General features: G+C 34.0%; 21 protein-coding genes and 1 riboswitch. Of the genes, 5 read left to right on the top strand and 16 right to left on the bottom strand.

Annotated features, from left to right (window positions below):
- The 6 genes from ASO14_RS14735 to ASO14_RS14710 all read right to left on the bottom strand — a co-directional run bounded on the left by ASO14_RS14735 (position 1) and on the right by ASO14_RS14710 (position 6,690).
- Positions 1–1,275, bottom strand: coding sequence for a sensor histidine kinase (locus tag ASO14_RS14735; RefSeq protein WP_068457121.1), 1,275 nt, complete (start codon positions 1,273–1,275; stop codon positions 1–3).
- Between the two features lie 173 nt (positions 1,276–1,448).
- Positions 1,449–2,069, bottom strand: a complete 621-nt coding sequence (locus ASO14_RS14730; protein ID WP_068457117.1) for a CAP domain-containing protein — start codon at positions 2,067–2,069, stop codon at positions 1,449–1,451.
- A 288-nt stretch (positions 2,070–2,357) separates the two neighbouring features.
- Positions 2,358–3,095 (bottom strand): amino acid ABC transporter ATP-binding protein, encoded by a 738-nt coding sequence (locus ASO14_RS14725; RefSeq protein WP_068457115.1) that lies wholly within the window; start codon positions 3,093–3,095, stop codon positions 2,358–2,360.
- A gap of 14 nt (positions 3,096–3,109) precedes the next feature.
- On the bottom strand, positions 3,110–3,898 hold the full coding sequence (locus ASO14_RS14720) for an amino acid ABC transporter permease (protein WP_068457112.1): 789 nt from the start codon (positions 3,896–3,898) through the stop codon (positions 3,110–3,112).
- Positions 3,899–3,963: 65 nt separating this feature from the next.
- Positions 3,964–4,815 (bottom strand): transporter substrate-binding domain-containing protein, encoded by an 852-nt coding sequence (locus ASO14_RS14715; protein ID WP_068457109.1) that lies wholly within the window; start codon positions 4,813–4,815, stop codon positions 3,964–3,966.
- A 120-nt stretch (positions 4,816–4,935) separates the two neighbouring features.
- Positions 4,936–5,122: riboswitch (Lysine riboswitch) on the bottom strand.
- Positions 5,123–5,250: 128 nt separating this feature from the next.
- Positions 5,251–6,690: a hypothetical protein gene (locus ASO14_RS14710; RefSeq protein ID WP_068457107.1), complete on the bottom strand. Its 1,440-nt coding sequence runs from the start codon at positions 6,688–6,690 to the stop codon at positions 5,251–5,253.
- A gap of 342 nt (positions 6,691–7,032) precedes the next feature.
- Between ASO14_RS14710 and guaC the strand changes: the two genes are divergently transcribed.
- Together guaC and ASO14_RS14700 are read left to right on the top strand one after the other, a co-directional pair.
- A complete protein-coding gene (gene guaC / locus ASO14_RS14705; protein ID WP_068457104.1) occupies positions 7,033–8,016 on the top strand; it encodes a GMP reductase in 984 nt (327 codons plus the stop codon).
- 281 nt (positions 8,017–8,297) lie between these two features.
- Positions 8,298–10,256, top strand: coding sequence for a methyl-accepting chemotaxis protein (locus ASO14_RS14700; protein ID WP_068457101.1), 1,959 nt, complete (start codon positions 8,298–8,300; stop codon positions 10,254–10,256).
- A gap of 114 nt (positions 10,257–10,370) precedes the next feature.
- On the opposite strand, the gene ASO14_RS14695 is transcribed toward ASO14_RS14700, so the two are convergent.
- The 7 genes from ASO14_RS14695 to ASO14_RS14665 form a co-directional block, all read right to left on the bottom strand.
- Positions 10,371–10,721 (bottom strand): hypothetical protein, encoded by a 351-nt coding sequence (locus ASO14_RS14695; protein ID WP_068457098.1) that lies wholly within the window; start codon positions 10,719–10,721, stop codon positions 10,371–10,373.
- A 111-nt stretch (positions 10,722–10,832) separates the two neighbouring features.
- Positions 10,833–11,255 carry a HugZ family pyridoxamine 5'-phosphate oxidase gene (locus ASO14_RS14690; RefSeq protein ID WP_082701533.1) on the bottom strand — a complete coding sequence of 141 codons (423 nt, stop codon included), beginning with the start codon at positions 11,253–11,255 and terminating at the stop codon, positions 10,833–10,835.
- A gap of 75 nt (positions 11,256–11,330) precedes the next feature.
- Positions 11,331–12,116: an ABC transporter ATP-binding protein gene (locus tag ASO14_RS14685; protein ID WP_068457092.1), complete on the bottom strand. Its 786-nt coding sequence runs from the start codon at positions 12,114–12,116 to the stop codon at positions 11,331–11,333.
- Positions 12,117–12,118: 2 nt separating this feature from the next.
- Complete coding sequence (locus tag ASO14_RS14680) at positions 12,119–13,105, bottom strand: FecCD family ABC transporter permease (RefSeq protein ID WP_068457089.1); 987 nt, start codon at positions 13,103–13,105, stop codon at positions 12,119–12,121.
- Between the two features lie 9 nt (positions 13,106–13,114).
- Complete coding sequence (locus tag ASO14_RS14675) at positions 13,115–14,080, bottom strand: ABC transporter substrate-binding protein (RefSeq protein ID WP_068457086.1); 966 nt, start codon at positions 14,078–14,080, stop codon at positions 13,115–13,117.
- Positions 14,081–14,318: 238 nt separating this feature from the next.
- Entirely contained in the window at positions 14,319–15,761 is a 1,443-nt protein-coding gene (locus tag ASO14_RS14670; protein ID WP_411258029.1) for a DEAD/DEAH box helicase, read from the bottom strand.
- A gap of 20 nt (positions 15,762–15,781) precedes the next feature.
- Positions 15,782–16,663 carry a LysR family transcriptional regulator gene (locus ASO14_RS14665; protein WP_068457080.1) on the bottom strand — a complete coding sequence of 294 codons (882 nt, stop codon included), beginning with the start codon at positions 16,661–16,663 and terminating at the stop codon, positions 15,782–15,784.
- A 110-nt stretch (positions 16,664–16,773) separates the two neighbouring features.
- On the opposite strand from ASO14_RS14665, the gene ASO14_RS14660 reads away from it, so the two are divergent.
- From ASO14_RS14660 to ASO14_RS14650, 3 genes are all read left to right on the top strand, one after another.
- Complete coding sequence (locus tag ASO14_RS14660) at positions 16,774–17,964, top strand: coenzyme F420-0:L-glutamate ligase (protein WP_068457077.1); 1,191 nt, start codon at positions 16,774–16,776, stop codon at positions 17,962–17,964.
- A gap of 134 nt (positions 17,965–18,098) precedes the next feature.
- Positions 18,099–18,857 (top strand): peptidoglycan editing factor PgeF, encoded by a 759-nt coding sequence (gene pgeF, locus ASO14_RS14655; RefSeq protein WP_068457074.1) that lies wholly within the window; start codon positions 18,099–18,101, stop codon positions 18,855–18,857.
- Between the two features lie 157 nt (positions 18,858–19,014).
- A complete protein-coding gene (locus ASO14_RS14650) occupies positions 19,015–20,142 on the top strand; it encodes a SpoIIE family protein phosphatase (RefSeq protein ID WP_068457071.1) in 1,128 nt (375 codons plus the stop codon).
- A 23-nt stretch (positions 20,143–20,165) separates the two neighbouring features.
- Here the strand turns inward: ASO14_RS14650 and ASO14_RS14645 are convergent, their stop codons facing one another.
- The 3 genes from ASO14_RS14645 to ASO14_RS14635 form a co-directional block, all read right to left on the bottom strand.
- Entirely contained in the window at positions 20,166–21,002 is an 837-nt protein-coding gene (locus tag ASO14_RS14645) for a CheR family methyltransferase (RefSeq protein ID WP_068457067.1), read from the bottom strand.
- On the bottom strand, positions 20,999–23,695 hold the full coding sequence (locus tag ASO14_RS14640; protein ID WP_068457063.1) for an ATP-binding protein: 2,697 nt from the start codon (positions 23,693–23,695) through the stop codon (positions 20,999–21,001). The genes ASO14_RS14645 and ASO14_RS14640 overlap by 4 nt, the downstream gene beginning before the upstream one ends.
- A gap of 240 nt (positions 23,696–23,935) precedes the next feature.
- On the bottom strand, positions 23,936–24,442 hold the full coding sequence (locus tag ASO14_RS14635) for a QueT transporter family protein (protein WP_068457058.1): 507 nt from the start codon (positions 24,440–24,442) through the stop codon (positions 23,936–23,938).
- Positions 24,443–24,481: the final 39 nt, after the last annotated feature.

Raw genomic sequence — 24,481 nt, 5'->3', positions numbered from 1 at the left:
TTATTCGCCCCTCTGCTCAATTTTGCTCCTTGGTATTTTAATTGTAAATGTTGTACCTTTTCCTATAACCGATTGCACACGAAGCTCTCCTTCTAATAAACGAATCGCCTCTTGAACATGCGATAAACCGATTCCTGTTGCCGCGACACCTTTGTCATTAAATTTAGTTGTAAAACCAGGCTCATAAATTAATTGCAGATCTTCTTCTGAAATACCTTTACCTGAATCTCTTACTTGTATATAAATTGAATCGTTTAATTCATTAATAATAAATGAGATACTTCCTTTTTTCTTAATTGCTTCGATTGCATTCGCAAGTACATTATTAATAATCGCTAAAAAAAGCATTTGCTCTTTTACAATAAAATTCACATTCACGGTTGTATAAATTGTAATTTCTTTCTCTAAATGTTGCGCATATTTACGATTTCCTTCTATAGCTACTTCTATTACTTCGGATAAATCATAATGTGTATAATCACGTGATTGTGTAATTGCAGATAAGCCCGAATAAATACGCTGTGAATCTTTTTTAACTTCATGAATTTCTTGAGAAATGTGCAAAGCTTTTTGGCTAAATTCTCTTTGTTCGCTTTTTTTTAATACACGATATAAATCATAACTATCTGCCATGATTTGCTCAATATGGTTCATGGATTTTTGTAAATAAAGTGTTTCAATATATAAACCTGATCCTACCGCGAACTCATCTTCCAATCTTTTTTTCTGTTCAGATAACAAGACAGAGCTATATAACCCCACAACAAAGAAACTACGAAATACAGCAACTGCTGCAAGTAGTAACCAGTCTTGTAAACTACTCGTTAAACCATCTGTTGTTAAAATACGTAATAGATGCTCGATACTATTACTTAGTATTTCTAAAAATGTCGCTAAAAAACCTAATTTTAAAGGTTGTCCAATAAAATTTTTAAGCTTTAAAAAATGAAAACCTATTACATATATGAAATAATAAGCACCTGCTGGATAATGTTCAATGAATCGATCATAAATTGTCGTGTTCGGCACTTGTTCTAATGGAAAACATATACGGAATCCAACAACAATACATGCTGTAACTATACCCGTTAGTATGTAACGCTTTGGCATACGAATAAGTAACATTAAAAAGAATACAATACTCCCCATGCCAAAACGGAAATTTTCGCCACTAAATGGAGAGAGTTTAATTTCACTACTGATTGCTGTAAATACAGCTATTAATATAATCCAGACCCACTCAAAACGAAATATCTGATTAACTCTTTTATTCATTAGTTTCTCCTTTATCCCCATTGTTTCTTCAGTTTACCACTGCCTCTTTATAATTCTCTACTATTTCATAAAACAAAACCGGCTGGACAAACATTTCACTTTTATTTTTTAGCGTTCGCAACGAAAAACTGGAACCATGCTACAGCACGATTCCAGTTTTTCTTATGCTCATCTTATTTAGCGAACCATTGTGTAGCATAGGTAGGGTAGTCACTATTTTTTGTACCTTTTACTACTGTTACGCTAATCTTTTTAAATCGAGGATTTAACATATTTGCTTTATGACTTGGTGAATCCATCCATCCTTGTACAAAATCTTTCGCAGTCATGTACCCCGCTGCTAGATTCTCACCTGCAAATGAAAATTTATATTCCCCTGTATAAAGAAAGTTTGCCCAGCGTCCATATTTTGGACTGCTATGACCAAAATAATTTACCATTGCCATATCATTACTTCTAAAATGTGTGTATTCTTTTAATGATGTATCTACTTTTAGAGAGGAAATTCCACGTTTTTTACGTTCTTTATTCACTAATGTCACAATTTCTTTTTCCATTGTTGCATTCGTCTTAGTAGGTAGTTTTGAAAGGCTTTTTACATTTTTAATCCATACATATTTTTGTGCCTTACTATTTTTCACCTTAACCCAGCTACCAGACTTACTATATTGCTTATAAATACTTGGCGATAATTTCGATTTATATTTTCCTTTTCCTTTACTTTTATACATGGTCGTTGCCTGATTCACATAAATAAGCAGTTGTTCTTTTTTTGCTTGTGGATTACCTTCCATAGAGAGAGAAGGAATCATAAGAAAACATAGTAGTAATAAACTAATATACAATCGAACATATTTTTTATTTACTAAAATCGCACTCACCACTTTCTAAGTTGTTTTAGGATGTGTTAATATTTTTGACTAATTTGCCATTTCCTAAACAACAATTTATGTCTTTTATGAAAGTATTTTGTATAAAAAGTGATGATATCCTTGATAGAGCAAGGTTTTACAATTTTAAAATAAAAAAAGAATCATGCTGATTTAGCACAATTCTTTCTTAATTATAATAAAATACTACCCTTAGTTTTTAAACGTACGTTGTAAAAAAGCTTTTGTTCGTTCATGTTTTGGATGATTAAATACTTCATCTGGTGTTCCATCTTCAACAATCACACCTTGATCCATGAAAACAATACGATCCGATACTTCACGCGCAAATTCCATTTCATGCGTTACGATAATCATTGTTGAACCTGCTTCTGCTAATTTTTTCATGACTTTTAATACTTCACCGACCATCTCTGGATCAAGTGCTGAAGTTGGTTCATCAAATAATAATGCAGTCGGCTTCATAGATAAAGCTCTCGCAATCGCCACGCGCTGTTTTTGACCACCCGATAATTGAGCTGGTCTTGCGTTAATATATCTGCCCATCCCCACGATATCTAGATATTCTTTCGCAATTTCTTCTGCTTGTTGTTTTGAGCGTTTTAATACTTTAATTTGTCCCAATGTGCAGTTTTGTAAAACATTGCAGTTATTAAATAAATTAAACTGTTGGAACACCATTCCTAACTTTGTTCGGTACTCATTCACATCTTCCATATGTGTTAATACATTTTGACCTTCATAATTCACTTCACCACCATCTGGTGTTTCAAGTAAATTTAAACAACGTAATAAAGTAGATTTACCTGAACCTGAAGAACCAATAACGGTCACAACTTCTCCTTTTTCAACTGAAAAGTTAATGTCCTTCAAGACTTCATGTGACCCGAAGGATTTACTTAAATTTTTAATATCGATGACTGTACTCAATGTAAATTCCCTCCCTACTTCATTGGTCCTTCAGCTCTTCTAGGCTGCGGAATATCTAACATTTGATAGTTGGCTGTGCCACCTAATTTACGTTCAAAGAATCGTAGAATCTGTGTCACAACAATCGTTAAGACTAGATAGATTAAACATGCTACGAAGAACGATTCAAAGTATCTAAAGTTCGCACCTGCAATTGACTTTGTGACGAAGTATAACTCGGTTACACCGATTACATTTAATACAGATGTATCTTTAATATTCATAACGAATTGGTTACCTGTAGCTGGTAAAATATTGCGTAAAACTTGTGGTAATACAACATGAATCATCGTTTTCCAGTGATTCATACCAATTGCTTGTGCTGCTTCGAATTGTCCTTTATCCACACTGACAATACCACCACGTACGATTTCTGCCATGTAAGCCCCTGTATTCAGCGATACAACTAATACTGCCGCAACTGTACGATTCATATCACCTGTCACACCAAAATCAGTTCCGATTGATTCTTTAATTGACTGCATAATCAATGGGAATCCGTAGAATACAACCATCGCTTGTACCATCATCGGTGTGCCACGGAAGAATTCTACATAGATTCGTAAGATGACACGAATAATTTTTAACACGGTCATTTTAAATGCTGATTTTGTTTTCGGAATCGTATCAATTACCCCAATTAATAATCCGATGACTGCCCCCAGAATGGTACTGACGGTGGCAATAAACATCGTCATTCCTGCGCCACGTAAAAACATTTGCCAATTATCTTTAGCAATTTCAAATAGCCATTCTAGACTCATTTCGTTCTCCCCCTATAAAAACACAAACTACCGACTAAACAAGACAGTCGGTAGCCACGTACGTTCTATTTTGCTGCTGGTTGGTTTTTAATCTCTGTTTCCATAATCTTTTGACGCTCTTCTTCTGAAATACCTGCTAATGCTTTATTCACTTGCTCTGCTAACTCACTACCTTTTTTCACACCAACTGCGATTGAGAATTCTGCTTTATCAGCTTTGAAACCTGAACCGTCTTTGAACTCAATCATTTTAAATTTGTCGTTTGCTGCTGAAGCAGATAAACCTTCTGGACGTTCTGACACATATGCATCAATTTTTCCTGATTCGAGTGCTACACGCATTGCTGAGAAATTATCTGAAGCTGGTTGTTTTTGAACACCATCAATTTGATCAATTACTGTATAGTGTGACGTATTTAACTGACCTGTTACTTTAGCACCTTTGAAATCTTGAATTGATGTAGCATTGTCGTATTTACCGCCTTTTTTCACGACCATTACAAGATTTGAAGTGTAATAAATATCTGAGAAATCAATTGTTTTTTTACGTTCTTCTGTTGGTGACATACCTGCAATTACTGCGTCAATTTTCCCTGAAATAAGTGCTGGAATTAAACCATCCCACTCTGTTTTTACAATTACTAATTCACGGTCTAAACTATCTGCGATTTTTTTAGCAATTTGTACATCATAACCGCCCGCATACTCTGCATTACCTTCGATTTTTACAGCGCCGTTCGCGTCATCTTTTTGTGTCCAGTTGAATGGTGCATAGCCTGCTTCCATACCGACTGTGAACTTTTCTTTCTCTTTATCGCCTGAAGATTCCGATTTTTCCGAATCTCCTGAGCCACATCCTGCTAGTGCAACTACAAGCACAAGTAATAGTGCTGTAAATATTCCCCATGATTTTTTCATTTGTACCTCTCCTTTAAATATGTTCCCATTGTGAAAACGAAAAGGACTATAACAAAAGGTGGATGAGATACTTCTCCAGACCTTTTGGTATAGTCCTTCTAAAAATCCTCATCATTGCCCAATTGAGATAGCTCAACTTACTTTATTCGGGTAAAAAAAGTAAGACAGTCCTGCAACTATTAATTGCAGACCCAGCATATGATGTTGAGAACCCACCATACACTTCGGCGACATCTCCTTCTAAGTAGCATCTTTGTATTCTCGTACTCCGCTACTTACTAATAAATATCGCGCCTCTACCTCACAATTGTGTCAATGTGAGGTCATATTCGTTTGTTATAATTAACAATAGTCTACTTTATAGACTATTTTATGTCAATATACTGAAAAAAAGAAAAATATAAATTTTTTATTTTAAAATAAAAATTTATGTATTTATTCTTCGTATTCAATATCATCTAATTGATCATAATAAAAAATATTTCCATTCTCTGCATCAATTCTCTCAATGCGTTGTCCCACTTCTTTTTCTTTTACAACATAGCATAATTCATATTTTGTAAATTCTTCATCTTCATATGGAACACGTGCTAATTCCATCTTAATGGAGTCTTTATAAATTTCATTTGCTTCTTCTAATGTAATTGTTGGTTCCATTGACATATTCTCAATATGCTCTTCTTTTAACATTGGAATCACTGCATCTGTTACACGACCTGAATAAATACCCATATCAATATTTGCTGTATATTCACTTAGTGGAATGCCATTAATGTAACGGTGGAATGTAAAAGTCACAAATGGTTCGAAAGCATAAGAATCATCTTCGTCATCTTCCTCTTCATCCTCACCATCTTCTGCTGATAGAGCTTTTAACATCTCAATTTCCTCTTCTGTTAACTCATCATCTTCATCATCTTCTAAATCTTCTTCAACAAATGCATCTTCTAATAAATAATGTTCAGACACATTTCCTACTTTGGATTCTAAAAAGGCAATTGCACGTTTACGAAGTTCATCTAGTGTGTATTCGTCCCCTTCTTTGAATGGCAGAGTAGAATCAATAATCAATTGATGTTCATCAGACATATCGAATTTAACATAATGTTGGTCAGATTGTTCATATGTAACTGTATTTTCTTCTTCAACTTTATTCATATCCGGTGTAATACCTAACAAAATTGCTTCATCATACATTTCCATAACAGGTGGAACTTTTTCTAATTCAACAGGACCGTTCTCTAAAAATTGATTTAATGAAATAATATCTCCGTTTGCGCCAACTACTTCATTTAAATTTTTAGGATAGTACATTAATCGAATTTCATCTTCTTGTTGGAAAGCAGCTAATTCAACTAACATTCTATTTTTATAAATCATCAATGCCACATCTGCATCGACTGTAAGTTTCGGATGTGTTAATTGATAATAAGATTGATTGAATGTTGCGGATAATACAAAACCTTGTTTATTCATCTCAATTGTTGCACCTGAATCAGGTAGTGGGATTTGATACTGCACATCCATTGCCTCAAAAGTTAATAAAAAAGTTTGATCGCCCCACTCAGAAAAAGAAGTTAACTGTAAATTCTTTTGACCATATTCATCTACAAAATCTTGAGCAATCTCTTTTAAATCTTCAGCTGATAGTTCTTCATATTCATCTAAAGATACATCATTATTTTCTAAAATGGCTTCTAAATCAATAATTAATGATGTAATTTTCCCTTCATCTGACACTTCAACTTGTCCATAAGAGATTTCGCGATGTGCATCTACAATCTCTCCGAATTCTTCCATCTCTTCTTCTGTCATAATTTTAATCGGTGGTGCACCAATTAAAAGTTCACGTAATTCTATTTCTAATTGTCGCATGACTAACTTCCTTTCTCACTTGCTCTTTCCGTATTTCAATCTATGAATAAAGCAATCAATAACTGTATATATTTTACTACTCTTTAAATTCTAATTTTATCATATTGTTATCACTTCGTCTTGATAGTTTCATACTTCCACGTATTTTATTCGTTTTTATAACTTAAAATGAAAGCATTTACAAGTCTTAAATTGTTCAATTTGTGTGAACATCAAAAAATTTTCTAAATATTTATACACAAAACCTTTGACATGACTTTGAAAATGAGGTAAATTACCAAAGGACGAACATTTATAGTCCCAACAAAAATAATATTCGCCTTTAGGAGTGTATTTTAAACAATGGATAACGTATTTGATTATGAAGACATTCAATTAGTACCAGCAAAGTGTATCGTAAATAGCCGCTCGGAGTGTGATACAACAATCGAGCTTGGTGGACATAAATTTAAATTACCGGTTGTTCCTGCAAATATGCAAACAATCATTGATGAAACAATTGCTACAAAATTAGCAGAAGATGGTTACTTCTACATTATGCACCGCTTCAACCCTGAAAAACGTATTGGCTTTATTAAAGACATGCAATCAAAAGGTTTAATCGCATCAATTAGCGTAGGTGTAAAACCAGAAGAATATACATTCGTAGAAGAATTAGCTGCTTTAGGTTTAACACCTGAATTCATTACAATTGATATTGCACATGGTCATTCAAATGCAGTCATCAACATGATCCAACACATCAAAGGTCTACTACCAAACGCATTCGTAATCGCGGGTAATGTTGGTACACCTGAAGCAGTTCGTGAACTTGAAAATGCTGGCGCTGACGCTACAAAAGTAGGAATCGGACCAGGTAAAGTATGTATTACAAAAATCAAAACAGGCTTTGGTACAGGTGGCTGGCAATTAGCTGCTTTACGTTGGTGCTCAAAAGCTGCAACGAAACCAATTATCGCAGATGGTGGTATTCGTACACATGGCGATATCGCAAAATCAATTCGTTTTGGTGCTTCAATGGTTATGATTGGTTCATTATTCGCAGGTCATGAAGAGTCACCTGGTAAAACAGTTGAAGTCGATGGTAAAAAAGTAAAAGAATACTTCGGCTCAGCTTCTGAATTCCAAAAAGGTGAAAAGAAGAATGTTGAAGGTAAGAAAATGTATGTGGAGCACAAAGGTGCTTTAAAAGATACATTAGTTGAGATGCAACAAGATCTTCAATCATCAATTTCTTACGCTGGCGGCACAAAACTAGATGCTATCCGTACAGTTGATTATGTAATCGTTAAAAACTCAATTTTCAACGGTGACAAAGTTTACTAATCGTATCAACCAATATATAAAACAGCTTACATTATTTTGTAAGCTGTTTTTTTACACCAAAATTACATTTAATACCTTTAATTCCATTATTTTTATTTTAGTATATTTATCATACTCCTAATCATTAATTAACCTATACAAAATATTAGTTTTTTTACTAAAAAACACTATAAAATGTTAATTTTCTTTTATTATGACTTGAATTCATCATTTTTGTTTATAATACATATTTTGTTCCGATACTAATGTATATGTATTTTATGAAAGAAGGTTATTAGAAAATGTTGAAAAATATGCGCTTGCGCACCAAACTAATTATTTCGTTTTTGGCAATCTTAATCATTCCTAGCATGATTATCAGTACTGTAGCATTTCAAAATATCAAATCTCTTGTAATTGAACAGCAAGGTGGATATGCGCATTCTAGTTCAGATATACTGAACGCAAATATCACAAATACATTACAAAGTAAAATAGATGATATTGATTATTTAGCAGATCGCATCTCAAAACTGCCTTTAAAAATGGATAAGAAATCTGAAGTACGAACAGTCTTAAGTGAGTATGCAGAAGGACATAATGATGTACAGATTGCGTATGTTGGGTCTGCGAAGGGCGATATGATTCAAATGCCTTACTACATTTATCCAAAAGATTATAACCCAATAGAACGTCCGTGGTATAAAGGGGCTTTAAATGAACAAGATTATTCAATTTCAGACCCCTATATCTCTGCTTTAGATAATAAATTGGTTATTACCATTTCAAAAAAGTTACCGAATGATATGGGTGTTGTCGGTATCGATATGTCGATTAATTCATTCCAAAAATTAGCGAATGAAGTGAAAATCGGCAAGAAGGGTTTTATCTCTATTATTGACCAACATGGAAACTATATTACCCACCCAACAAAGGAACTTGGAAAACCTGTAGATGATGAGATGAAATCCATCATATCTAGCAATAAAAAAACTGACACAAAAGATATAAATAATAAAACTTTATCGTTAAAAACAAATGATTTATCTGATTGGAAAATTGTAAGTACAACTTATATTTCAGAAGCTACTGCGCAAGCAAGTAAAACATGGATGAATATCATGTACATTCTTGTCGGTTCTTTAATTTTAGGTGGTATTTTAATTTTCTTCATTATTCGTTCAATCATTTCGCCAATTAAAAAATTACGTGATAGTGCTTTAACAATCAGTGAAGGTGATTTAACAACTGAAATTACGGTTTCTGGTAAAGATGAAGTAGGTCAATTAGCTGAAGCATTCGAAAAGATGAAAATTCATTTAACAGCTTTAATATCTAATTTAAAAGATAATGCTAATACCATTCGCGAGTCTTCTGACTTACTTTCTGCAAGTACAAGCGAAAATATGGCAAGCTCACAGCAAATTACTGCTGCAATGCAACAAGTAACGATTAATAATGAACGTCAAACAAACCAAATGGCACAATCTAACCAAGCTCTTGGTGAAGTTTCTGATGGTATCCAAGATATGGCTTCAGATACTAGTCAAGTAACGGAATTATCACAAACAGCAAACCAACAAGCTCTTGAAGGCGGACAATCAATCCAAGAGACTGTTGAAAAGATGGAAAGTATTCAATCGGCTGTAAATGAAACAGATTTAAAAGTCCGTTCACTTTATGATCGTACAAAAGAAATCAATTCAATTTTAGAAATGATACGCTCAATTGCTGACCAAACAAATTTACTTGCATTAAATGCTTCAATTGAAGCAGCACGTGCTGGGGAACATGGGAAAGGTTTTGCTGTTGTAGCTGAAGAAGTTCGTAAACTTGCTGAAAGCTCACAACAATCTGCAGGACAAATTGAAACATTGATTCAGACAGTTCAAGATGATACGGGCGAAACAGTGAAAATTATGGAATCTGCTCTTCATCATGTGCAAGATGGAACAAAAGTGGTTGAAAATACAGCTGAGAAATTTGATGTAATCGTTAAAAATATGCAAAGTATTACACCACGTATGGAAAATGTTTCTGCTGTTTCACAAGAAATTGCAGCAACTATTTCAACGATGACAAGTGGTTCACAAGTATTAATTGATGCAGCAACTGAAAATGCAGCTGCATTAGAAGAAGTATCTGCTTCTACTGAAGAATCTCTGTCTTCAATGGCAAGTATGGAACGTACTGCACAAGAATTACAACACTTAGCTGAAGAATTACAACAAAGTATTCAAAGATTTAAATTACCAAATTAAACAGACTAGGACATAAGTGCAAAAACACTATCCCATATGAGCATAAAAAAACTGGAATCGCGCTGTAGCGCGGTTCCAGTTTTTCGTTGTGGATGCTTTGTCCTAACCTGCTTATTATGAAATTTTTCTTTGAATTGAAGAAGTTAAAACTTTTGATAAGTAATTCCCTTCAAATGGTTGAATGACTAGACCTTGCTGAATAAGATGTAACCAAATTGCTTGATCAAGTGCATACGGAGATTCTTGCTGTAAAATGTCAATTTCACTTTTAGTAAAGGCAACTTGATAAGACTGTCCACGATATTGTATTTTAACCGTGTATAAACGCCATGCTTCTGCTTCTAATACAACTTCTGAATCCCATTGTTGTAATTGCAAATATGCATCGTGTACAACTTTTTTGAAAAACTTTCGTGCCGTATAAGATGTTGCCATAGTTGTTCTAAAAAAGTGATTTGTATTCATTTTAATCAGCCTCCGTTTTAATAACCTAGTTATCTTATAAGAATAATAACAAATTTATTTTGAAATGTAAATAAAGAAAACAGACACCTATCGTCTAAGTGTCTGCTTCTCTTACTTTTTATCGATGACTACATGTGAGATGGTATTCTCAAGTAAATTAACATCAAAAGCTTTTCCAAAACCAACTACATATCGCCCTTCCAATGGTGTTAACTCAAAAAGTGAAAAATCTAAGCCACGTAAAAGGTCAATCATTGCCTTCTTAAACTTTTCTTCAAACTGTTGAAAAACTACTTCATGTGTATGTTCTTCCACTAATCGAGGTCTACATACAAAACGTAATCGTTCTCGTGCGAATAAATTAGGTGAATGCACTTCATCTGCTATTAACATAGCTTGAATACACTCACTTTGTTGAATAGAGGCGTAGTGATCTGATATGCGACTAATATAGATGTATAACTTCCCCTCATTCAAAATATAAGGAGCATAGCTAATTAAAGGTAATCCTTCTGCTGTTATACTGCTAATCATGACTGTTTTTTGTGTTTGTAAAAATGTTTGATATGCTTGCTGCTGTTCAGCTAAATCTATTTCTTTTTCATATGTTTAATCTCCTTCTGCAATTCCAATCCACTGAATTCTTGGGCGACCATGTTTAAAGTGAGCATTAATATCGCAGTCCACATGATAAACTTGGCGTATTAACTCTCGTGTCATTACTTCTTCTGATGTTCCATACTTCACGATTTTTCCTTTTTGAATCATACATACACGATCACTATATAGGCTCGCTTGATTTAAATCGTGTAAAACCATCACGATGGTCATGCCAAAATCACGATTCACGCGATGGATAAGTTCGAGTAATTGTAATTGATGTGCGATATCTAAATAAGTAGTGGGTTCGTCTAGAAGTAGAATTTTAGGTCGCTGTGCGAGCGACATCGCAATCCATGCTCGCTGTGATTCTCCACCTGAAAGAGAGGATACAAAGCGATGTCTAAAATCTTCTAATCCCGTTTGCTCAATTGCCCAATCAATAATTTCCTCGTCTTCTATATTCAATGTCTGAAACCACTTTTTATGTGGTGTACGACCATATTCGATGAGCTGTTGTACAGTTAAATCATGTGGTGCTTCATTCGACTGAAAAAGAACACTCATTCTTTTAGAGCGCTCTTTTGACCTAACATGATAGAGGTCTTCCCCTTGTAAAAATACAACCTGTTCATCAATAGGAATCATTTGTGAAATTGCTTTTAGAATGGTTGATTTTCCAGAACCATTCGGACCAATGATTGAAACAATCTCCCCTTCTTTTATTTCAAACTGAATATCATGAAGTATGGCGTTTTGATTGATTGATAAATGTAAATGTTCAACTTTTAACATCTTTATACATCTCCTTTTCGCATGAGATATAAGAAGTATGGTCCACCTACCATGGCCATAATGATTCCTGCTGGTAAGTCGAGTGGTGCGAATAATGTGCGACCAATTGTATCAGCAATCACTAAAACAACTGCTCCAAGTACCATGCTCATCGGGATAACAAAACGATAATTCGTACCGACAATTAAACGAGCCATATGGGGTACAACTAATCCAACAAAACCGAGTAGACCGACAATAGATACTGAGACAGCTGCAAGGTATACGGCAACTAAAGATAATAAAATTCGAATGCGGTTTGTATTTTCTCCTAAATTACTAGCTACTTTTTCACCCAGTGACAGTAAATTAGCAGAACGAATACAAAATAATGCAAGAACCCAACCAATCATGGAATACGGTAACAGAACTGCTACATCCCCCATACCTTTACCACCGAGGCTACCATTCATCCACTGCAAAGCAGCAGGTAGACGATCACTATATAAAATCGAAAGTAGTCCTGTAATCCCTCCGAAAATCGCATTAACTGCAACACCAGCTAAAATAATACGAACAGGTGAAATCGTATTCTTTTTCCATGCAAGGGCATAAACAATCGCCACTGCAATGGTTCCACCAATCATGGCTACAATGGGAACGAAAGACGTAAAGTTTGGAAATACGAGCATAATAGCTAAAACGGTAACAGATGCACCACTCGAGACACCTGTTAAACCTGGGTCTGCAAGTGGATTTCGCATAACAGCTTGAAGTAATGCTCCTGATAAAGCTAGATTGACTCCGACAATCGCTGCCACTGCAACACGTGGAATTCGTAAATCCCAAATAATCGTTGTTGCCATTTCCTCACTTCGTGTAAAAATAGTTTGAATCGTTTCAAGAGGCGAAATATAAACACTTCCCATGCCAATTGAAATGACTACAAAAATGAGCAACAAAATACTAGTAGAGGCAATGCGTGTGGATGGACTTATTTTTATGTTCATTCTTCCAACCTACTTTGCTAAAATCTTTTGTAGTTCTTCGAGTGCTTGGGGTGCTTTTTCAATTGAAGCGTAACCAAAAACACTATAATCTAGTGCCTGCACACGATCTTCTTTAAATGCTGTCAGCTGATTCCATGCACCATTCTTTTTTACTTCATCTTTAAATTGTTTTAAAGCGACTGTCGCATCTCCATGTGATACAAGTAAGATAACATCCGGATTTGTTGCAATAACATTTTCCATACTAAGTGGTACGTAGGCTTCTTTTGATTTACTTACCTTTGTAATCATATTTTGTGCACCCATCGTATTTACGAGGCTGCCAACATATGTGTTTGTATTCATGAGCATGAATGATTCACCTGTTCCAAAGAGAATCATAACTTTTCGATCTTTTACATCTAAAGATTGGATTATTTTTTGTTCTTTTTTCTCAAGTTCATTTAAATAACTTGTTGCGAGCTGTTCTTTTTTAAGAACAATTGAGAGTGCTGTTAAATCATTCTTTAAATCTTCATACGAATCAGTTGGTAGATAAGCTGATGCAACATTAGTTTGCTTTAATTTCTTCTCTAAACTTGTATGTACTGAAATCGGACCGATTACTATATCCGGTTTTAAACTAACAATCTTTTCAACGTCTGGTTCAACAGGAGAACCTACTTTTTCAATCGTTTCAAACTCTTTTGGAAGCTGATGTGTTGTTGTAGGAAGACCAATAGGTGTTACATCAAGAATATGTAACATTTCGGCAAGCGTAACCGATGTCGTTACAACATTTTTCATCTCCTTTTGTGGAAATACTTGAACCAATTTATCTACTGCTTCATTTGTTTGTGCAGAATTTGCTGTAGCTGTTTGATCTTTTGTTGTTTGTTCTACTTTTGAACCTGAACTTGTATCTTCTGCATTACCACATGCACCAAGTAATAATGCTGTTGATAAAAGTAATGCACTATATAAACCTTTTTTCATTTTTATTTCCTCCATTTATTTTAATTGAAAATAATTATCATTATCAATAAGCAATATAACAAACCATTTTCACACTGACAACTCTCGTTTTTTTTCTAAAAATCTATAAATTCAGCGTTTCTACATGCTTTTTTTCATATAACAATTGCCTACTGTATCCTATTTTTTCTCACATATGCAAAATCACATAAAAAAATCATTCATTCACGTAATCAATACGGAATGAATGATGTGTAAATTATGCTTTTTTCGCAACGTGTACTTTTAATTTTTTATTTTTAACTGTACGATTTTGCATTTCTTTTAAAACGAGTGTTCCTTTGCCATTTAAAATCTCAACAAAACTACATGCATCTTCAATTGTAATAATGCCAATATCATCGGCTGTCACACCGTCAATTTTTGCAATGGTTCCTACAAAATCAACTGCGCGAATTTTCTTCTTTTTACCACCATTAAAGTACAATTTCGTAATGTGTGCATTCAATTGCTCACTCTTCATCACTTTACGTTCTGGTCGTGTATTCATCTTTTCTTCAAAGGCAGCTTGGTTTTCAGCTACTTCTTCAGTAGTCGGTGCTTTTTCAACTGGAATGGTTTTCTCAATATACTCTTCAATCTCTTGTACGTAACGCTTTTCATTCGGACTAGATAATAGAATCGCTGTACCTTGTTGACCTGCGCGTCCTGTACGTCCCATACGATGGACATAACTCTCTTTTTCAAATGGTACATCATATTGAACTACAAGTGAGATTCCTTCAATATCAATACCACGTGCTGCGACATCTGTTGCAACTAAGTAACGGAAGTCGCCTTTTCTAAAATCTTTCATGACAGCTAATCGGTCATCTTGTGTCATTCCACCATGTAGCATGTCCACACTATAGTGTGCTTTTTCTAATTGGTCACATACAGAACGCACTTGCTCTTTCGTATTACAAAAGATGATACAACTATCTGGATTTTGGACGACTGTGACATCACGTAACACACGTATTTTATCTTCTGCTTTCACTTGAATACGTTGTTGACGAATCGCCGTTTTCTCTTGCTCTTTCGCTTCATGTTCAATAAAGACAGGTGTTTTCATATATTTCTCAGCTAAACGTTTAATCTCATCTGCATATGTTGCAGAGAAAAGTAGTGTTTGACGCTTTGTTGGTAACTTCTTAATGATTTTTTCAACCTGATCGATGAATCCCATGTGCAATAATTCATCTGCTTCATCAATAACAAGTGTTGTCAGTTGATCTAAATGAAGTGTTCCACGCTCAATATGGTCCATAATACGCCCTGGTGTTCCTACAACAACGTGTGTTTTTTGGCGGAGTGCAGTCATTTGGAATCGAATCGGTTGGCGACCATATACAGCTACTGCTTTAATGCGTTTATAACGACCGATATTCGTAAAATCTTCTTTTACTTGTACAGCTAATTCACGTGTGGGAACAAGCACAAGTACTTGCGGTTTGTTCTCCTCCCAATTCATTTGTTCAATTAGTGGAATCGCAAAAGCAGCTGTTTTTCCGCTACCTGTTTTAGACTTTGCAATGACATCTTGTTTTGATTGTACAATTGGTAGCACTTTCTCTTGAATCGGTGTTGGTTTTTTATAACCTAAATCCTCAATGGCCTGTAAAACTTTTGAATCTTGAATATAATGTGAAAATGAATGCATGTAAATTCCTCTCTTACTCATTATTTAACAAGCATTTCGAAAAAACGTGTGGAAGCAGGAGTTAGAGGAACATTCTTCAAATGACAAACACCGATAGAACGTGGTGGAATATCATGTTCAAGTGTCATCTCAAATAAACGACCTCTCTCTAACTCTTCGAGTGCAAACTCTTTTGTTACACAGGCAATTCCTAAATTACTCTTAGCAAATTCCACGAGTAAATCGTGTGAACCAAGTTCGAGTTCTGGTTCAATCAAGGTTCCCTGTACTTTTAAAAAGTTCTCTACATATTTTCGCGAATTTGCTGAGCGCTCAAGCATAATGAGTGGTAAATTTTTTAGTTGTTCGAGCTTTAGTGGATATTTTATAAGTGGTTTGTATTTCTCCCCACAGACAAAAATATCATGAATTTCTTTTAGTGCTGTAACTGCAAGTTGTTCTTCATGAATGGGTAAGTTACACACTGCTAAATCAACAGCACCAGACTTTACTTGTTGTGTTAACTCAATCGTTGTACCATTCACCATTTTAAAATGGATATTCGGATAACGATTTCGAAAATCTTCTAAATAAGGTAAGAGATAATGCTTAGAAATCGTATCACTTACTCCTATTTTTAATTCTCCCACTGTTAAATATTTTAATTCTAACAATTTATTTTCACCCACTTCAATTAAAGCAAGTGCTGATTTAATATGCGCATATAAAATCTCGCCTTCACTTGTTAGTGTAACGCCCTTTGGTGTGCGATTAAATAAACGACAATTCAATTCGCGCTCCAATTGAGAAATGGCCTGACTAATGGCCGGTTGTGTCATATATAAAGTTTTGGCTGCTTTTGAAAAACTCTCTGCACGACCCACATGTGAAAATATGCGATAGTAGTCTAGTTTGACAACCATATAACCTCTCCTTATACGTGCTATTTCTTATATTAATTTTACTTATATATAGAAGCAAAGTATAGTTATTTATATCATATATAATACATAATTATTGAGGAGAGATTATTTTGGAACGAGTAGTAGGAACTGTTGTACGTGGACTTCGTGGTCCGATTATTAATGAAGGTGACGATATCGCACAAATCGTTGTAGATGCTGTATTAACTGCATCAGAAGTAGAAGGTTTTGAAATTCAAGATCGCGATGTTGTAACTGTAACAGAATCAGTTGTTGCACGTGCACAAGGTAACTATGCTTCAGTTGACGCAATCGCTGAAGATGTATCAGCAAAATTTGGAGATGACACAGTTGGTATTATCTTCCCAATTCTAAGTCGTAATCGTTTTGCAATTTGCTTACGTGGTATCGCAAAGGGCATTAAAAAAGCTGTTTTAATGTTAAGCTACCCATCAGATGAAGTAGGTAACCACTTAGTAAGCCTAGATGCATTAGATGAAAAAGGTGTGAACCCTTGGACTGATACACTTTCAGAAACAGAATTCCGTGAACACTTCGGCGCAAACACACACCCATTCACTGGTGTTGATTATATCGAGTACTATAAATCATTAGTTCAAGAATATGGTGTTGAGGTAGAAGTTATTTTCTCTAACAATCCAAAAGCAATCTTAGACTATACAAAGAACGTTTTAACTTGTGATATCCACTCACGTCAACGTACAAAACGTATTTTAAAAACTGCTGGTGCAGAAAAAGTTTACTCACTTGACGATATTTTAAATCAATCAGTAAACGGTAGTGGATTCAACGAAGCATACGGTCTTCTGGGTTCAAACAAATCAACAGAAGATAGCGTAAAATTATTCCCACGTAACTGCCAACCAATCGTTGATGGTATCCAAGCAACATTAAAAGAGAAAACAGGTAAGACAATTGAAGTAATGGTTTACGGGGACGGTGCTTTCAAAGATCCTGTAGGTCAAATTTGGGAACTAGCTGATCCTGTTGTATCACCAGCTTACACAGCAGGTCTTGATGGTACACCGAACGAAGTAAAATTAAAATATTTAGCTGATAATGATTTCGCTGATTTACGCGGTGATGAATTAGATGCTGCAATTAAAAACTACATCAATAATAAAGATGAAGATTTAACAGGTAATATGGCTGCCCAAGGTACTACACCTCGTCGTTTAACTGATTTAATCGGTTCTCTATCAGATTTAACTTCGGGTTCTGGTGATAAAGGAACACCAATGATTTACATCCAAGGTTACTTCGATAATTACACAAAATAATCATTTATTTATGAGAGGCTAGGGAAATCCCTAGCCTCTTTTTTATAAATTGGGGTAGAGTATAAATAGTCTAAACCCCTGTCTTTTGATTTTCGGACTTAAATATCATACAGTAATTTAAAAGAGGTGATTGCATGAAAATCCAATATATTCGTCAAGATGACGAAATCGTATCAGGTATTACATTAAAAGATGAAACTGAACCAGAAGCCTATAATCTAGCCCTGCATTGTTGCCAAGAAGCTACAGCTGTTCTAAATAATCGACGTGCTTTAGCTGACGAACTAGGAGTGGAATTAGAGCAACTAATTTGCGCAAACCAAACACATAGTGCTAACTTATATAAAGTAACAAGAGATGATTTAGGTCGTGGTTCTACAGATGCAGATACTGCCATTCCAAACACAGATGCTTTATACACATTTGAAAAAGACTTGGTTCTGTGTACTTTTACAGCCGATTGCGTTCCTGTAACATTTTATGACCCTACATCTGGGTTGATTGGTGTGATTCATTCAGGATGGCAAGGTACTGTAAAAGAAATTAGTTTACGTGTAATGGATTTCCTGAAAAATCGAGAACGACTTAACCCTGAAAATTTACAAGTTCATATTGGTACAGCACTCAGCCAACATCATTTCGAAGTAGACGAAGATGTATATATTCGTTTTAAAGCTTTAGGCTATGCGAATGATTTTATCTATTTTAATGAAGGTACTTCCAAATATCATATTGATAACCAACTCGTTGTAAAAACACAATTTGAATTATCAGGTGTACCAAGTGATAATATACAAATAGATCCTACATGTACATTTGATTCGATTGAAGGCTTTTCTTATCGACAATGTAAGCAAGATGGACGACATTTAACTTTTATTTATAGAAGGTAATGCATTTATGTGTTGTTCTATTTTTAGAACAACTTTTTTTGTATAAAGATGTTTCATGTGAAACATCGCATAGAAAATTTGTTCTAAAAATGATTTTAGTATTTTTTAGAAATTTAGTATAATATATGTATTATTCAAGTGAGAGGTCGTATAATCTATGAGTATTTTATTAGTTGATGACAATTTAATTAATCTATTCACATTAGAAAAACTATTAAAAAGTTCGGGATATGAAGATTGTATTCCACTTAATTCTTCAAAAGATTTACTAACTTATATGCGTACACCTGCACATGCTAAAAATGTCGATTTAATTTTACTCGACATTATGATGCCGGAGATGGATGGCTTAGAAGCTTGTAGACAAATCAAAGCTATGAATCACGCTAAAAATGTTCAGATTATATTCGTTACCGCATTAGAAGATAAAAAGAAATTAGTCGAAGCACTGGATATAGGTGGCAGTGACTATATTTCAAAACCACTTAACAAAACTGAATTACTCGCGCGTATTCGCGTAGCATTACGACTTAAAAAAGAATTAGATTGGCATACAGAACATGATAAAAAAATTCAAATTGAATTAAACCTTGCTTCCAAAGTACAACAGAATTTATTAAGTACACCCTTCGAGAATGAACAATTAAAAATCGATGTATCTTATTGCCCTTCTTCCAACCTTTCAGGGGATTTATATTATTGGTATCGACTAGACGAAAATCGTTACGCGATTATCTTACTTGATATGATGGGGCATGGGATTTCATCTTCACTTATTTGTATGTATATATCTTCTGTTCTCCGTGAAACAATTAACAATATTGTTGAGCCAGTAGCTGTTATGACCGAACTAAACCGCTATATGTCGATTTTACATAGTGAAACTGATAATGGTATACCTTACTATTTTACAGGAATTTACTTAGTAATTGATACAAAAGATAAAACGATTGAATACATTAATGCAGGTCATCCAGCAGGTTACCTTACATTAGATGAAAAAACAGTTCAACCACTATCATCTAACACAATGGCTGTTGGCTTTTTTGATAAGTTATGTGCTATTAAAGATAAAGTTCATTATGAAAATGATTTTCAAATTGTGTTATTTACAGACGGTGTATTAGAAGCGATTCATGCAGATGAATATATTGCGGAAGAAAAAATTAAAGCGCATTGTTCACACCATTGGATTTGTCCAAATACCGTAATAGACGAACTACTTCCACCTGATCAACAACTTAATCAAACAGATGATATGTGTGTGATTTTAATTCAAGGATAAAAAAAGAGATGCATTATGATGATTTACTCATCATAACGCATCTCTTTCTTTTTATAAATTTGATGTTCAGTTGATTTTGTTTCATAAAATTTGCAGACATCTGTAAACTGAAGTGTTTCTCGATGCCCCAACCCTAAAATACCACCTGTACTTAGACTATCAAAGAAGATTTTTTGCACTTTATTTTGTAAACCTATATTAAAGTAAATCAATACATTTCGACAGAGAATCATATGAAATTCATTAAATGATTGATCTGTCACTAGATTATGTTGCATAAAACTAATTGATTTTACTAAATCTTCTTGTAGATAAGCATATTCTTCATCTGTCGTATAATATTGTGAAAAGGATTGCTTTCCACCAGACAATTGATAGTTTTTCGTATAGTTTTTCATCTTACTTAAAGGAATTTTACCTTCTTTTGCAATCTTTAATACTTCTTCATTCATATCTGTCGCATAAATTTTAGATTTCTCTAGGAGTCCTGCTTCTTTTAATAAAATAGCCATCGAAAAAGCTTCTTCTCCTGTGGAACAACCTGCATGCCAAATTCGAATCTCAGATAATTCTTTAAATATTGGTAGAATTTCTTCACGAATATATTTAAAAAATAAAGGATTGCGGAACATTTCTGTCACATTAATTGAAAAGTCCTGTAATAATTGATGAAGCATTTCTTTGTTCGTAAAAACTTCATTTTGTAAAATCGAAACGGAATCCATTTGATTCATTTTCATTCGATGATGAATTCTTCTCATAATAGATGGTCGACTATAATCTCTGAAATCATAGCCTGTTAATTGATGAATGGCTTGGAGCAACAATTCTACTTCAATTGTTTCGCGTTCATGAATCACTTGACCTTCACCTCTTTAGTCAGCCAGACACGTAGGATACTTAGTAACTGTTCCATATTAAGAGGCTTACTAATATAATCAGATGCACCTACCTTCATACACTGATCGCGATCAATTTCCATTGCTTTCGCTGTTACAGCTATAATTGGTAAGTCTAAGTTCATTTGTTCTCGTATGATTTGAATTACTTCATATCCATTCATCCCTGGCATCATAATATCCATTAATACGGCATCATAATCAGTATTGTATTGTAATTTTTGTAAGCATTCTAATCCACTTTCTCCTGATGTAACAATCGCCCCTTTACTTTCTAAAAGTGTTCGCATGGAATATATGTTACGTCGGTCATCATCAATCATTAAGATTTTTTTACCTTGAAAGATATTCACTTTTTCTTCGGGTTGAACTGCCAAGCTCCCTTGCATAGCCTCTATATTCTCTTGGCATTGCCTCATATTAGGTAAATACAGTGTGAACGTACTTCCAATACCTTCTTCAGATTCTACTTGAATAAATCCACCTAATAATTTAGCGTATTCTTTTGAAATAGCCAACCCTAAACCTGTACCACCATATTTACGTACTGTTGCACCGTCTACTTGGTGGAACGATTCAAAAATAATACTATGTTTTTCTTTCGGAATACCAATGCCTGTATCCTCAACAGCAATCTCAAGCCAATCGTCGCTTACTTTCTGCATTTCTTCTGTAATTAACGCCGCGCTTTGAATACGAACTTCTACTTTCCCTTGTTCTGTAAACTTAAAGGCATTAGATAAAAAGTTTTTCAATATTTGACGCAATCTTAATTCATCTGTAAAGAATAGTTTTGGTATTTCTCCTAAGATTTCAATATGATAAGTTAAATCTTTTTGTTTAGCAAAATGCGCAAAATTTGCTTTTAAAATTGTTGGTAACTCACTAATATTTACATCAGAAAACTCAATATTCACTTTACCCGTTTCAATTTTAGATAAATCTAAAATATCATTAATAAGCTCTAATAAGTCCTGTCCTGAAGAATGAATGACTTTCGCAAACTCTTTTTCTTCATCTGATAAATGACTATTTTCTTGGTCTGTCAGCATTTCTGATAACAATAAGATACTATTAAGTGGCGTTCTTAACTCATGTGACATATTCGCTAAAAATTCCGATTTATATTTTGCACCCTGAGCAATTTCCCTCGCCTGTGTCTCGATATCTCGATTTGCAAGTGCTAACTCACGCGTTCTTGCTTCCGCTTCTTTTGTACGAATTGCTAAACTATCATTCATTGTCGATAATTCATTCGTCTGTGCTTGTAACTCCTCAGACTGTGTTTGCAATTCTTCAGATTGTGTTTGCAATTCTTCAGATTGAACCTGCAATTCCTCTGTTAAGCGATTAGAATCTGATAATAGCGACTCAATATGCATCATGTGTTTTACACTATCAATCGATATTCCGAGTGTTTCATTTACTTTATTTAATAGTTGAATATGCTTTTCTTCAAAAGTATCAAGCGTTGCAAACTCTAAAATTGCAATTACTTGACGGTTAAAATAGACAGGCATTAATAATAGCATCCTAGGTGTTGTATCTATTAAACTAGTCGAAATGACATGTGTATTTTCTGGACTTACAGCCATTTTATACATATGCCCATCTTTTGCTACTTGGCCGATTAATCCTTCACCTAATTTAAATGAGTCTCTCCCAATATCCAAATTATTCTCAGCAAAAGCACCTTTTTTTACATACAATATATCGTTATCCTGTTCTTCCCGCAAATAAAAAACGCTATGTACTGCATGAATAACTTGCGATATTTCAGATAAGATAACATCGGCTAATGTATGGATATCATTGACTCCTTGATATGCATAAATAATATGATTCACATTATTTTGAACCCATTCTTTTTCTTCAAGTTGATCTAATAATTGATTTGTTTCAATAGTTAAATCCCTTACTTCATCTCGCGATATAATATCAATACGTTCTTTTAAATCGCCACCTTTTTGGCGAATATTTTGAATCGTTTTTTTTACATTTTGAATCGCTTGAATAATATTTTTTGAAACATAATTTGAAATAAATAGACCGACTAACATAATTGATAAAATTAATATGAAAAAGATCCACATAAGTTGAACACTTGTATGCTCTAAGTTTTCAGTATCATCATTCAAAATTGTATTTTGTTCTTGACGTAAACGATTTATACTACGATTTATATTAGGTATTTCAGCATTTTCTACTTTTTGTTTTAAAAATATGGTAGCCGCTGATTCACTTTTTTCTTCTCTAATTTTGAGAGAAGGTTCAACGATAAGCGTTATCCACTTATTCACACTTTTTTCTAAATCTAATGCAAGTATTTTTTCATTGGACTGTTTTGCTACTACATTTTTCAGATTTTCTAAATCGTTAAGAACATTTATACGCTGTTCCTCATACTCATTTATGTATCTTTTTTCTCCTGTTAAAATATAACTATTTTGCTTTTTTTCAATTTGAATAATCGATTGTTCTACTGTGTTAATCATTTGATGCACTTCTAAATTGCGATTCGTGACATCACTTCTTTTACCGTTTAAAACAGTGACTTTCTCTAAAATGAGAATAGATGATAGTAAAACACAAACGATAATCACGATATAGCCTAAAGTTACTTTTAAGCGGATACTGCTTTTTCGTTTAACCACCTCTCACTTCCTCCTTCACTTTTAATGATTTTTTTATTATAGCAAATTAATAATAAAAAGATTTCTTTATTATCATATAATCCACTGCTATTTTATTTATTATCTACATTACTTAAGACAATGAACAATAAGTCTTTTTTATATTTTATCATACATTTTTTTACATTTTATTAGACCATAAAACCTATTTATTGTAATAAAAAATTACGCACAGATTATGCACGTAATTTAATCAATTCATTATTTATATAAATTAATTCGTTTACTAATTAAATAAATGGTAATTCCGCCTACTGTCATTGATAATAACTCACCAATTCCAACAAACAACCATGTTTCCCAGAATGGTAAATCTGCTAATACATATAATTGCAATGCTACAGTAAACATAGAGGCAGCGAAAATAAGTGCCGTAATAACCATTTTTAATTTCATATTTTGCATATTTCGCGTTGCATAGCGACAAATCATTAACACAACAAATGTCGCAACTCCACCAATCGGTACATCTAAGAACCAAGTGGGTGAGGCAAAATTAGCGATGATTACACCTACTGTGACACCTATAACATAACGCTTATGATACAAAGCTAAATAATTTAGCATCTCCGATAAACGTAATTGGATGGCACCAAAACTAATGACAGCTAAAAAAACGGTTACGACCACATATAATGAGGCAACCAGTGCTGTTTTCGACAGCTCAGAAATACTTGTTGAGCTTTTTGTAATCGACGTATTATTCATTTTTCTTCTCCTTTGTGGTACTACTATTTAAGTAATCCA

Origin of the sequence: Kurthia sp. 11kri321, from assembly GCF_001534765.1 — a bacterium.
GTDB classification, from domain to species: Bacteria; Bacillota; Bacilli; order Bacillales_A; family Planococcaceae; genus Kurthia; species Kurthia gibsonii.
Note: the sequence above shows the minus strand (reverse complement) of the source record. Positions and strands in the feature narration are given on the sequence as shown.